Origin of the sequence: Lysinibacillus sp. C5.1, from assembly GCF_016350185.1 — a bacterium.
In the GTDB taxonomy this organism is placed as follows: Bacteria; Bacillota; Bacilli; order Bacillales_A; family Planococcaceae; genus Lysinibacillus; species Lysinibacillus sphaericus.
In genome coordinates this window covers 2,779,412-2,792,103 of the sequence record NZ_CP066226.1, presented here as the reverse complement: position 1 = coordinate 2,792,103, position 12,692 = coordinate 2,779,412, and the positions used below count along the sequence as shown (strand labels likewise).

Annotated in this window: 16 protein-coding genes; 10 read left to right on the top strand and 6 right to left on the bottom strand. The window is 38.8% G+C overall.

All coding sequences use genetic code 11. The features are described 5' to 3' along the window. The first annotated feature begins 160 nt into the window (after positions 1–160). From I5435_RS13585 to I5435_RS13560, 6 genes are all read left to right on the top strand, one after another. Positions 161–553, top strand: a complete 393-nt coding sequence (locus I5435_RS13585; protein ID WP_025219880.1) for a carboxymuconolactone decarboxylase family protein — start codon at positions 161–163, stop codon at positions 551–553. Between the two features lie 424 nt (positions 554–977). After that, positions 978–1,598: a hypothetical protein gene (locus tag I5435_RS13580; protein ID WP_337982435.1), complete on the top strand. Its 621-nt coding sequence runs from the start codon at positions 978–980 to the stop codon at positions 1,596–1,598. Next, complete coding sequence (locus tag I5435_RS13575; protein ID WP_337982434.1) at positions 1,588–2,265, top strand: alpha/beta hydrolase; 678 nt, start codon at positions 1,588–1,590, stop codon at positions 2,263–2,265. The genes I5435_RS13580 and I5435_RS13575 overlap by 11 nt, the downstream gene beginning before the upstream one ends. A gap of 311 nt (positions 2,266–2,576) precedes the next feature. Continuing rightward, entirely contained in the window at positions 2,577–2,729 is a 153-nt protein-coding gene (locus tag I5435_RS13570) for a YpzG family protein (protein WP_069513162.1), read from the top strand. Positions 2,730–2,855: 126 nt separating this feature from the next. After that, positions 2,856–3,371 (top strand): GNAT family N-acetyltransferase, encoded by a 516-nt coding sequence (locus I5435_RS13565; protein ID WP_108030063.1) that lies wholly within the window; start codon positions 2,856–2,858, stop codon positions 3,369–3,371. Between the two features lie 38 nt (positions 3,372–3,409). After that, positions 3,410–3,751: a cupin domain-containing protein gene (locus I5435_RS13560; protein WP_025219877.1), complete on the top strand. Its 342-nt coding sequence runs from the start codon at positions 3,410–3,412 to the stop codon at positions 3,749–3,751. A gap of 51 nt (positions 3,752–3,802) precedes the next feature. On the opposite strand, the gene I5435_RS13555 is transcribed toward I5435_RS13560, so the two are convergent. Beyond that, the gene (locus tag I5435_RS13555) at positions 3,803–4,297 is read right to left on the bottom strand and encodes a GNAT family N-acetyltransferase (protein WP_231784639.1); all 495 of its coding nucleotides are present in this window, start codon (positions 4,295–4,297) and stop codon (positions 3,803–3,805) included. Positions 4,298–4,370: 73 nt separating this feature from the next. On the opposite strand from I5435_RS13555, the gene I5435_RS13550 reads away from it, so the two are divergent. Further along, positions 4,371–4,784 (top strand): NUDIX hydrolase, encoded by a 414-nt coding sequence (locus tag I5435_RS13550; protein ID WP_024361078.1) that lies wholly within the window; start codon positions 4,371–4,373, stop codon positions 4,782–4,784. A gap of 125 nt (positions 4,785–4,909) precedes the next feature. Here I5435_RS13550 and I5435_RS13545 read toward each other — a convergent pair whose 3' ends face one another. From I5435_RS13545 to mscL, 3 genes are all read right to left on the bottom strand, one after another. After that, on the bottom strand, positions 4,910–6,070 hold the full coding sequence (locus I5435_RS13545) for an aminotransferase class I/II-fold pyridoxal phosphate-dependent enzyme (RefSeq protein ID WP_337982433.1): 1,161 nt from the start codon (positions 6,068–6,070) through the stop codon (positions 4,910–4,912). Between the two features lie 3 nt (positions 6,071–6,073). Beyond that, entirely contained in the window at positions 6,074–7,189 is a 1,116-nt protein-coding gene (locus tag I5435_RS13540) for a methionine biosynthesis PLP-dependent protein (protein WP_025219873.1), read from the bottom strand. 315 nt (positions 7,190–7,504) lie between these two features. Continuing rightward, the gene (gene mscL / locus I5435_RS13535; RefSeq protein ID WP_107894386.1) at positions 7,505–7,894 is read right to left on the bottom strand and encodes a large conductance mechanosensitive channel protein MscL; all 390 of its coding nucleotides are present in this window, start codon (positions 7,892–7,894) and stop codon (positions 7,505–7,507) included. 172 nt (positions 7,895–8,066) lie between these two features. Here mscL and I5435_RS13530 point away from each other — a divergent pair, with 172 nt between their 5' ends. Next, entirely contained in the window at positions 8,067–8,762 is a 696-nt protein-coding gene (locus I5435_RS13530) for a lytic transglycosylase domain-containing protein (protein WP_025219871.1), read from the top strand. Between the two features lie 39 nt (positions 8,763–8,801). On the opposite strand, the gene I5435_RS13525 is transcribed toward I5435_RS13530, so the two are convergent. Together I5435_RS13525 and I5435_RS13520 are read right to left on the bottom strand one after the other, a co-directional pair. Then, positions 8,802–9,059 carry a GlsB/YeaQ/YmgE family stress response membrane protein gene (locus I5435_RS13525; RefSeq protein WP_024361073.1) on the bottom strand — a complete coding sequence of 86 codons (258 nt, stop codon included), beginning with the start codon at positions 9,057–9,059 and terminating at the stop codon, positions 8,802–8,804. A gap of 113 nt (positions 9,060–9,172) precedes the next feature. Beyond that, positions 9,173–9,718: a cysteine hydrolase family protein gene (locus tag I5435_RS13520; protein ID WP_025219870.1), complete on the bottom strand. Its 546-nt coding sequence runs from the start codon at positions 9,716–9,718 to the stop codon at positions 9,173–9,175. Positions 9,719–10,151: 433 nt separating this feature from the next. Here I5435_RS13520 and I5435_RS13515 point away from each other — a divergent pair, with 433 nt between their 5' ends. Together I5435_RS13515 and I5435_RS13510 are read left to right on the top strand one after the other, a co-directional pair. Then, complete coding sequence (locus tag I5435_RS13515) at positions 10,152–11,327, top strand: amino acid deaminase/aldolase (protein WP_337982432.1); 1,176 nt, start codon at positions 10,152–10,154, stop codon at positions 11,325–11,327. Continuing rightward, a complete protein-coding gene (locus tag I5435_RS13510; RefSeq protein ID WP_337982431.1) occupies positions 11,315–12,637 on the top strand; it encodes a D-arabinono-1,4-lactone oxidase in 1,323 nt (440 codons plus the stop codon). The genes I5435_RS13515 and I5435_RS13510 overlap by 13 nt, the downstream gene beginning before the upstream one ends. Positions 12,638–12,692 lie beyond the last annotated feature (55 nt).

The following is a 12,692-nucleotide window of genomic DNA, read 5'->3' as shown; positions in this document are numbered from 1 at the left end:
GCACTATGAAAAACCTTCATCCTTTTTCTGTGGAGCCAGAGGGTGAAACAAAAAAAGAGCACCTTACATATGTGAAGGACAATCCCCAATTTTCGGAGACGCGAAATTGGGGTTTTTGTATAAGGAACATATAGTTATGTAAAAAGGGGAGAAATGTCATATGACGGATCGTTTTACAAAGGGGTTAGAAACAATGAAGCACTATGTGACAGAAGAAGAGGTATACCGTATGGTAGAATCGGATGCCCTCGCTGACATAGCGCCCGATTTACGCAAAATGATTATCGAGTTTGCCTATGGTGATGTCTATTCACGCCCAGGGCTTGATGCGAAAAGTCGAGCACTTGTCGTAATCACAGCAGTTGTTACACAAAGTGCTGTTCCACAAACGAAAACCCATATAACACGAGGGTTGCATGCAGGATTAACACCTACTGAAATTGTCGAAGCACTTTTGCAATTAGTGCCCTATATCGGCTTTCCTCGTGTGCAAAATGCGCTAACGATTGCTCAACAGGTATTTGCAGAAAAGCAGCTAACTGTAAAAAAATGAAGCGATAAAAATTTTTCAACAACATGTATAGAGTTTTGGGATATGGCCCATACTGTTAAAGGATACACTTAATCATCTAATATGATGAGGAGGATGCAGAATGAGTAGTCCAACTCCAGTAGACAACGAATCTCAGGAAAGTCCGCCACAGCTGAATAAGGTTTATACTTCACATATCTTAAGGAGTAGGTAATGAGAGATATCTCTGGGTTACTGTATCTTAAGATGAAGTAGAGACCACAACTGTACAATCAAATAGAAGGTATAAGTGTCCAAGGACCCAGAATTATTCTGGGTCTTTCTTTTTTGCTAAATTATGTTGATATTGCAAATAAACTGTTATACTCTATGTATGACAGATGGAGTCGCAAATAAATAACTATTATCGTGTTGATTATGCGTATTGTGATGAGGGAGGGTTTTGATGAAAAAACTTTTTGTACTATGTTTGGTAGCGTTCGCATTAGTTGCCTGTTCGCCAAAAGAAAATGCAACTCAGGTCGACAAAGAGGAGGATGAGCATGCTATGAATGAACAGCTAATCGGGAAATGGGCAGGGGATATTGAACTTCCAAATGGTTCACTACCAATTATTGTAGACTTACAAAAAGAGAGCGGAACATTATCTGTTCCTGCACAAGGGTTAAGTAATTATCCATTTAAAAGTGTGTCATATAGTGGTAATAAAGTACACATAATCATTCGTTTAAATGGCTCGGCGATTGAGGTAAACGGGACGTTAAAAGACGAGCAAATTAAAGCAACATTTAAACAAAATGGAGGGGAATTCCCCCTTGTTTTAAAGCGCTATAAAGAACAACCAGAACAACCTGTCTCCTACGAAACACTCACAGTACCAGTTAAAGATGGCGATTTAACGGTCGCACTGCAAAAAAGCAGTAACAAGCCTTCACCAGTCGTACTCATTATTGCAGGCTCTGGTCCGACAGATAAGGATGGAAATTCCGCAATTGCTGGAAAAAATAATAGTTTGAAAATGCTTGCTGAAGGATTAGCTCAAGAAGGTATTGCAAGTGTACGATAAACGAGGTATCGGGGATAATGCATCGCTATTGAAAAAGGAAGAGGATATCTCCATCGATCAATATGTTGACGATGCAGTGCAAATTATTCATGTATTGTCCGCCAATCAAGCTTTTTCAAGCGTTCATATTATTGGGCATAGTGAAGGGTCATTAATTGGCATGCTCGCCGCTCAAAAGACCAATGTGGCATCATTTGTGTCAATAGCAGGCGCAGGTAGAACGGCTGATACGTTACTTTTAGAGCAATTATCAGGACAATTAACACCTGCTCTAACGGCTGAAACTAATATGATTCTAGCCGCGCTGAAAAAAGGAGAGCAAGTGCAACATGTATCGCCTGAGCTACAAGCATTATTTAGACCTTCTGTGCAGCCATATATGATGTCATGGCTGAAATATAATCCAGCTACTGAACTTCAACACGTAAAAGGACGCGTGTTACTGATTCAAGGAACGACAGATATCCAAGTGAATGCAACAGATGCCGAAGCGCTTAAGCAAGGCGATGAAAAAGCAGAACTTCTCTATCTGGAGGGCATGAATCATATTCTAAAAAACGCACCGGAGGATAGAACGAAGAATTTAGCGACCTACGCAGACCCAACATTGCCCCTACATCCAAAGTTATTGCCAGCCATTTACAAATTTATCGCCAATGAACAGTAGCGATAGACAAATGGTCACAACATAGGACTGGTTCGACTTATGTTGTGGCTGTTTTTATTTTTAAAAGGGTCAAGTAACGAGTATCAGCATGATGAATGCTTGGGCAGGTCACACAATTTTTTCTCAAAACAAAACCATTCATGTACTCTTTGTAAAGCGTTTCATAATATGATGGTGAAAATTTCGTGTTATTAAACAACACACATAAAAATTTTTTCGCGATTTCAAAAAAAGAGGTGTAGTCTTTTAATTGAACGGTCATACTAACATGGATTCACTTATAAAGTCTATAATGATGAGGAGGATGTAAAATGAGTAGGCCGGAACAATTAGACCCGAAATCTCAAAAAATCCACCGTAACTGGACAAGGATTAAGCGTTCAAAATCTCAAGTAAATGGTGAAACGGAGATTACTCTCCATAACCGTATCTTGAGAAGTGAAGCGAAAGCCCGACAGTTTTAATCATGCTAGAAGTAATAAGTGTCATCAAGCCCAGAAATTTTTCTGGGCTTTTTTTATTTAAGGTTCTGTACTATATAAGTATTGGATGTGTAGTAAAATAAAGGAAGTAAGAAGGGAGGAACTAGAATGAGCAAGCAAATAAACATTCGCGTCGCATGTTTTGCAGATGCACAACAAATGCTGAAAATCCAGCAGGAAGTAATGGCTGAAGAACGATATTTCATCTCGACCGAAGCAGAATTCCAACAAACAATTGAAGGTCAGCAAGCATGGATACAGAAGAAATTGGCGAATGATCGTGACATAATTCTTATTGCCGAATGCAATAAAACGATCGTTGGCTGGCTAGCATTTCAATCGCCAGAACGAAAACGTCTAGCCCATACAGGTAGCTTTGGAATGATGGTTCGAAAAGATCAACGAGGGCAAGGAATTGGGAAACGTTTAATTGAAGCGCTACTGACATGGGCAGCTGCCAATCCACTAATCGAGAAAGTTTGTTTAGGCGTATTGTCCAGCAATATCAGTGCTATTGCCCTTTATCAAAAAATGGGTTTTATCGAAGAAGGTAGAAAGATACATGAAATCAAAATCGCTGACAATCTATATGTTGATGATGTATTAATGTACAAATTGGTTTAATGCATATTTCATTCTGTTAATAAGAAAGAGGTTGTTTTATGAAAATTTATAAGTTTACAAAGGACGGCGCTAATGCCATTCACAATTACAACTCGTTGCATTCATTTTACACAAAAATCATGACAACAGTGGAGCCAACAAATATAGGGTTTATATACATAGAAGCGGGTGGACTGGTAGGTCTGCATGAAGCACCTGTTCCACAACTATTTATAGTTATTGAAGGAGAGGGATGGGTCTGTGGTGAGAATCAGGAGAAATTAGTCGTAAAACAGGGGGATAGTGTTTTTTGGCACGTGGGACAAGTCCATGAGTCCGGCAGTGACAAAGGGTTAACAGCCCTCGTTATTCAATCTAAGCAAATTGACTTGCCTATATAAATAGAGGGCAACACTTGAATATTTCGTAACAAGAAGGAGACAGTGACCCCGTTATTTTTTTGCTAATGGTAGAATCAAACGTATTGTTTTTAACATATGCCCTTCAAATAATTCATCAAATTCTTCAACTTGTTGAAAGCCCTTTGCGCTGTAAAATTGTCTACCAATTTTATTGTCTTTCTCAACGCATACAGTAAGCGAAGTTGCTCCTTGTAATCTTTGAATACCGTTTTCCAGTAGAGCTGAACCGATGCCTTTATGTTGAGCGGTTGGAAGGAGGTAAATAGCGAGTAATTCGGCTTGCCCCTCTTCATTAACATGTGAAAAATTAGCAAAGCCAATAAGAGACTCACCAACTGTTGCCACTAAAAAAGGGCTTGTTTGAAGACGGCATGTTAACCGTTCGTCACTATAGGCGGCTTGAAGAAATCGTTCTTGAATATGCTTTGGTATGATTCCTTCATAGGTAGCAGTCCAAGATGTTTGTGCAATTTCTTGGACAAAAGAGATGTCATCTTCATTCATTTGTCGTATAATGAGTGTCAATACATATCACCTACAATTTCAATAATTTCTATATATTGTAACATATAACATAACGACAAAGGGGGATGTTTTTATGCAAGTGTTAGAAAAAGCATTTGGTTATATTACCCGAAACTATGATGATCGGATTCAGGTCCTTGTATTTGAGCAAAATACAGAGGGAGCAGGCATTCAAATTCCAAAAGGTACAATTGAAGACGGAGAGACGCCACTTGAAGCAGTTATACGAGAGATGGTGGAGGAAACGGGTTTAACAAATTTAGAAGTACAAGGCCTTATCGCACAGGATTATGCCGAGCATTATTCAGGAGCATTGCAAAAACGCTATTTTTTCCATTTAACTTCAAATGAGTCCCAACATACTTGGCAACACAATCCAACAGGCTTAAACGAGGGCAACTTACAGTTTACGTTTTATTGGATTGAAAAGGAACATGACGTTGAGCTCGCAAAAGGACATGGCGATTATTTATATCGTATTGTCTAGTGCCAGTCACCCAAACAATTCTGAATATTTAGGTAAAATTAAAACCCACTTAGATTTCGGCGGCTTATACTGTGCTCGCCGGAAAGTCAAAGTGGGTTATAGTGCCAGTCACGCAAGTTTTATTTTTACGCTTTAGCGGCAATTTCTAATGCTTGGGCAAAGTCTGCAATTAAATCATCCACATGCTCCAAACCAACTGAGAATCGTAATAATCCATCCGTAATGCCACGTTTGATGCGTTCTTCAGGTTCCATTGCTGCATGGCTCATTTTTGCTGGGTAGGAAAGAATCGATTCCACACCACCAAGAGATACAGCAAATACGGGAATCTTCATTGCCTCTACCAAGGCTTTCGCTGCTGCATAATGAGGTAGGCGGAACGACAAGACAGCGCCTGCGCTTGTACATTGGCTTTGATGAATGGCATAGCCAGGATGTGAGGCAAGACCTGGGTAGTACACTTGCTCAACAAGGGAATTTGCTTCTAAAAACTGTGCAATCTTTTGTGCTGATGCAACAGAACGGCTAAAACGTACATCGGTTGTTTTCATATTTTGTAGTAGTGTGAAGGAATCTTGTACACCTAAAATATTACCAAAAGAATTTTGGATGAAATACAGGTCATTTCCGAGTTGTTCATCTGCTGTTACAGTAAGTCCCGCAATAATATCTGAGTGACCAGATAAAAACTTCGTTGCACTATGAATGACAACGTCTACACCTAAGTCTAGAGGTCGTTGGTGTAAAGGTGTCATAAATGTATTATCTAAAAACGTTAGACATTGATGTTGTTTAGCTAGTGCGACTATTGCACGGATATCTGTAATCCCTAATGTAGGATTCGATGGTGTCTCCATGTAGAGAAGCTTTGTAGCAGGTGTAATGGCTGCTTCAACCGCTGCTATATCAGTAAAATCCACGAACGTATGCGTAATACCGTATCGAGGTAATATTTTTGACACAAAGCGGTATGTTCCACCATAAACGTCCTCTGTAATGACAATGTGATCACCTTGTGATAATAACATTAAGGCTGCGGAAACCGCTGCAATACCAGAGGAGAAGGCATGTGCACGAACGCCACCTTCAAGCTCGGCAACGGCTTTCTCTAACGCATCACGTGTTGGGTTACCAGAACGAGCATAATCGTATTCACCGAATTCATCGATGCTTTCTTGGTGAAATGTTGAAGAAACATACAGTGGTACATTAACCGCACCTTTTTTATTTTCGTAGCCATCACGCACACCTGCGTGGATAAGCGTTGTTTCAATATGTTGTTTCATTTTCTATGCCTCTTTTCTCAGCGTATCAAACACTTGTTTTAAATCTGCAATTAAATCTTCAGCCTCTTCAATGCCGACAGAAAAGCGTAGTAAACGATCGCAAACGCCGCGTGCTACACGTTCCTCGTAAGGCATATCGGCATGTGTTTGTGTAGCAGGGTACGTGATAAAGCTTTCAACGCCACCAAGACTCTCTGCAAAAATAATTAACTTTAAGTTACGAAGAAATGGGTCAATCCATTCAGGCTTTTGTAGTCGGAATGACAACATACCACCCTTGCCCGTATATAATACGTCTGTGACAAGTTCTTCTTCCTCTAAATAAGCAGCAATCGCTTTGGCATTGGCATCATGTTGTTTTAAGCGAAGATGTAACGTTTTTAAGCCACGAATCAATAACCAAGAATCCATTGCTCCTAGTACCATTCCGCTACCATTTTGAATAAAGCCGAGACGTTCGGATAGCTCAGCACCTTTTGAGACAACTAAACCGGCTAATACGTCATTATGTCCGCCAATATACTTTGTTGCAGAATGCAGTACAATATCGGCACCTAGTTCAATTGGTCGTTGGAAGTAGGGTGTATAAAAAGTATTATCTACGATTAGCAATGCACCGTGTTGATGGGCAAGCTCAGCATACACTTTGAGATCAAATTCCTGCATAAGTGGGTTTGTTGGTGTTTCGATAAAGAGGGCACGTGTATTGTCATTGATTAACGCCTCTACTTGCTCAAGCGATTCAAATTTAGAATAGATTGGTTTAATATTGTATGTTTCTTTAAAAAAGTTAAAAAGACGATATGTACCACCATATAAATCATCTGGTACGATGAGTTCATCTCCTGGTTTAAATAGAGACATTACAAGTTGGATTGCAGCCATACCGGAACTACAGGCAAAGCCAGCGTCGCCACCTTCTAAATCTGCAATACCTGCTTCTAAAATGGCACGCGTTGGGTTTTTTGTACGAGCGTAGTCAAATCCTGTCGATTCACCGATCCCTGTATGTTTATAGGCAGTTGATAAATGAATGGGCGGGCTAACAGCACCAGTTCTAGGGTCACTCAAATTGCCAAGCTGTACAAGTTTTGTTTCAATACGTCTATTGTTTGTCATGTCCTCACTCTTTTCTTCATCGTTAATATAGAAAGAGTCCACACTAGGGGGACTCTATTCCTTAATAGAATAATTCGATTAGTCTCTTCAATTTTCTCTATAATTGTTACTTAATTTAACATGGAAAGTACAGAAGGACAAGATGATTTCAGAAAATTACATAGATTATTGAAAATAAATCATGTAGGAATAGTAGGGGATTGATGTTTGACGATGAAAAGAGGCTTGAAAGAGGCACAAATAAAAAAGCTATAGATTCGTTTTCGCGTAGCACGAAAATATCTATAGCCTTTGTGGAACATAATGTCTTGTCCATTATGCTTGTTGTTTTTTTAATAAATCTCGAATTTCTTTTAACAGTTCTTCTTTTGCATCTAGCACAGGTGTCGGTTCCTCTACAACCGCTTCCTCTTTTTTTCTAGTAAATTTCGTCATAAGACGTAATGCTAAGAAAATAGCAAAGGCGATAATTAAAAAATCAATAATTGATTGTAAAAATATACCTAACTTTACTTGAGCTGTACCAGAACCAAACATAAAGCTTTCAGTTAAATCAATGCCACCTGTTAACACACCGACTAATGGCATAATAATATTTTCTACTAAGGAGGTAACGATTTTCCCGAAAGCCCCACCAATTACAACGGCAATCGCTAAATCAATTATATTGCCTTTCATAGCAAATTCCTTAAAGTCTTTCCACATATAATATATCCTCCCTATAATTATCCAAAAAAACAATCGAATTGTATTCTACTATATTACCCTAATTATAATCAACTATAAACATAGGAAAAAGAAAAATAGAAAAAATCTACAACATAAAACGGTAAATTTGGTAATATAGAAGTAGACAAAGAATGATTAGGTGTGACATATGGCGAAAAAAAAACAAAAGAAACCATTGCTATCTCCAAGTATGAAGATGGGGATGATAGCACTATTAATCCCTGTAGCCATTACTGTATATGTACTTGCTTTTTTTGCTTGGAAGGAACTACAAACATTCCCGATTTTCGAAAAACTTGCTCAACAAAAGGCGATTGAAGAAATACAGCAGCATTTCGATATGAACATTCCAGAACAATATATTCCGGTGTATGTTGCTGCCGAGGAGAAATATGGCGTGCCTTGGACATTGTTAGCTGCCCATCATCGTATTGAAACACGATTTTCTTCCATGAAATCACTTGTTTCGCCAGCAGGGGCAGTCGGACATATGCAATTTATGCCTTGTACATTTGTAGGATGGAAACATCCAACTTGTGAGGGATTAGGGAAGGGCAATATTACAAAGGCAGAGCTGATGAATCCCGAAACGATAAAAAAATATGGAGGTTACGGTGTCGATGCCAATGGAGATGGTATAGCGGATCCCTATGATATCGAAGATGCTGTATTTAGTGCTGCGAATTATTTATCAAAGTATGGAGCTGCAAAAGGTGACGTAAAACGAGCCGTTTTCAATTATAATCATAGCGAAGAATACGTTAAAAATGTCTTACATTACTATAATTTGTATAATGATTACCACGATGAATTAAAAACAGCCGTCCTTCTTAATGCAAAATAATAAAAGAGCCATCTAAACGATGGCTCTTTTTGTACATAATTACGTAGCTTTACGCATACTTTTAAGAATAATGCTTACAATGAAGATAAGCACAATTGCACCTATTAACGCTGGAAATACATAAAAATCGCTGACTTTCCAACCCCAGTTACCTAAAACCATACTACCTATCCAAGAACCGACAATCCCGGCAATAATATTACCAATAATGCCTCCAGGAACATCTTTTCCTAAAATGACGCCAGCTAACCAACCTAAAATTCCTCCGATGATTAAATACCAAATGAAACTGATCATAATGATTCATCTCCTCAAAGTTAAGATATAATGGCATTACTTAGTTATATCCTTTTTGGAGATAATTAAACCTAAATGACCGACCTTTTTATTTTTACAATGACTTCATTTGTTTATTTCACTACTGTGGCACCTAAAGTATGTTCAAAATGACGCAAAGCCCAATCATGTCCAGCTACATCAAAACTTGCTACTGCATTTGCATAAATAACAGTAGAAATGCCCAAATTATAAGCATCCACAGCTGTATGCAAAATACATATATCTGTACAAACACCAACTAAATGAACTTCCTCGATGTTCCGTTCCTTTAATAAAATGGCTAAATTTGTTCCTGCAAAGGCACTATAACGTGTTTTGTCGAGCCAAATCACGTTGTCCTTATACAAGTTATAAACTTCACCAACATGACCGTATAGATTGCGACCAGATGTTCCGCGAATATTGTGAGGAGGAAAAAGCTTTGTTTCAGGGTGAAATGGATCGTTTTCTTCATGTAAATCATTAGCGAAAACGACGACATTTTTTTCTGCAATAAATTGTTCAATTAAATTTGCAATAGGCGTATCAAGTAATTGTCCTGGTTCCCCACACGTTAATTTACCATCTGTTGCTACAAAATCATTTGTATAATCAATTACCAGTAATGCTTTTTTCACTTTCGTCCACTCCTTTAGGCATGATTTCACTCTTTATCATGCCATATTTGGTTTTGGCTGTCAGAAAAATAGTCATATTTTAATATTGAGAATAGTTTGAAAATTGAACAAGGTGAGCGTATAATGTGAAAAAAAGGAGAGGTGATAGTTTATGAATATGACTGTTATGAAACGTTTAGATCGCCAAGGATTCTTTATTGCTGCGCTACATTTGGTGGTAATGTTAAATTTAGCTGCTGAGTTTTTATTGGCATCCTAATCTCTTAAAAATCTAATAGAAAGGTGAGTACAATGCTTGACCTATACTAAAACAACCGTGAAGGCAATTTCGTCGTAATACACGGTTGTTTTTTGTTGCCTATTGTGAAGTAGACAAGCATTTTCGCGTATTTTTCTAGTACTTGACCAATATAAATCATACGAGGGGGATTAAATGACAACGAGATTTCAACAGGCTTTCCAGGGCATAGAGCGCCCATTTGCTTGGTTAGACCTTGATGCACTTGATGATAATATTGCAACGGTGCAACAAGCTTGTGGGCAAAAAAAAATCCGTATAGCAACAAAATCAATACGCTCGGTAGAGGTGTTGCAATATCTACAACAACATCTGTCGAATATAACAGGATTTATGACATTTACCGCGGCAGAATCCATCTTTTTACTCCAAAGAAATTTCGATGATGTACTGCTTGGTTATCCTGTTATGGAAGACATGGCTGTACGTCAGCTATTGCACTATGTAAAAGAGGGAAGAACCGTCACATTTATGGTGGATAGATATGAGCAAGTTGCGTTTTTAGAAAAAATAGGTGCGGAGCTAGATGTAAAGGTATCCATCTGTATCGATATTAATTTATCTACTGATTTTAAAGTACTTTATTTTGGTACAAAACGCTCATCTCTTGACTCGCTGGAGTCTATCACTCCTTTTTTAACTTATATAAAACAGCAGTCCCATATAGAAGTTGTAGGGGTTATGGGATATGAGGCGCAAATAGCTGGTGTTGGAAATCGACCTGCTAATGCTATAAAAGGTAGGCTAATAGATTTCATGCAAACACAAGCCAAAAAGCAAGTAACCCAATTTCGTAGATTAGCTATTGCGCATGTAAAAGCTTATTTTCCTCGATTACGCTTTGTTAATGGTGGAGGTACAGGCAGTATGACATATACTGCGGAGCAGAAAGAAGTGACAGAAATGACAGTTGGTTCTGCATTTTATGCACCAGCCCTTTTTGATCAATTTGCCCATTTACAACTTTCAAAAGCAGCAGGCTTTGCACTCCGTATCACGCGGAAACCTGCGCCTAATATTGTTGTCTGCCATGGTGGTGGTTATCCAGCGTCCGGAGCAATGGCCAATGATCGTTATCCGGTATTTTACGAGCCGACCTATTTTTCCTTTCTGCGTTTAGAAGGAGCTGGAGAAGTGCAAACACCGATTAAGGTAAAAGGCAAAACACTCACAATTGGGGATACCATCTATTTTCGCCATGCAAAGGCTGGAGAGCTTTGCGAAAGATTTCAAACACTTCATGGGATAAGGCAAGACGAATATGTAGGTAGCTTTGCGACGTACAGGGGGGATGGTCAATGTTTTCTGTAGAGAAGTGGAAAAATGGGGAGAAATGGACGAACTGGGCTGGCAATATAATAGCGTATCCAAGTGAGATGCACTTACCTCGTTCAATAGAAGAAGTTGTAAATGTAGTGAAGCATGCGCGTGATAGGAAGAAAACCATTCGTGTAACAGGTGCAGCGCATTCATTTAGTGCTGTTGCCATGCCGGAGCATATTGCACTGTCATTACATAATATGCGCGGGCTTATTTCGATAGATGCCGAAAACCAAGAAGCTACATTGTGGGCAGGAACTTATTTATACGAGATTGGACCACAGCTTGCAAAGCATGGGTTTGGCTTAATGAATATGGGCGATATTCAAGAACAGACCATTGCCGGAGCAGTGTCTACTGGTACACATGGAACAGGGGTGACTTTAGGTTCGTTGTCGTCTGCTGTGACACGCTGGTGTTTTGTTGATGGAAATGGAACTTACCATGAGCATATTCGAGGGACTGACGATTTATCCGAGGCACTTCATGTCTCACTTGGCATGCTTGGGGTACTTGTAAAAGTGACGCTAAAAGTGTTGCCGCTCTATAGTTTACATTATATTGGCACAAGGGACACATTAACAAACGGACTAGCAACATTTGCACAAGATATTCGACAGCATCGACATGTTGAATGGTTCTACTTTCCTGGTAGTGAGACAATTCAAATTAAACGTATGAATGCGATGGCTCCAGTGTATCAAAGTGAATGGCGCAAGTGTGTAGAAAATATAAAACTTCAAATAGTAGAAAATGGTGCATTTTTTGCGATTTCGGAGCTATGTAAATGGAAACCAGCTTTAAGTAGTGCAATGAGTAAATTAGCTGCTGCCAATGTTGTCGAGGCCGAGAAGATTGGCATTAGCTATGAAATCTATCCAACTCCTAGAAGTGTCAAATTCCAAGAAAGTGAGTACGCCATATCATTAACACAATTTGAGGCATGCATGGAAGAAATTCATGCAACGTTTCAAAAAGGGCATTTGCATGTGCATTTTCCATTGGAATGCCGTACAACAGCAGGTGAGGCCGGTTATTTAAGTCCTACACAAGGACAAGAATCCGCCTTTATAGCTTTTCATATGTATAAAGGAATGTCGGAAGAGCCTTATTTTAAATGGGTGCACAATCTGATGCAAAAATATCATGGTCGACCACATTGGGGAAAACAAAGCCATTTAACTGCACAGCAAGTACACACATTATATCCAAATATAGATAAGTTTTTAACAGTTCGTGCACAATATGACCCTGACAAAGTATTTTTTACACGTTACTTAGAGCAATTATTCATATTGTAATATTTAGAATTTAACAACAACTGAATCTACTAATTTTGAAATCAATGTATGGGGA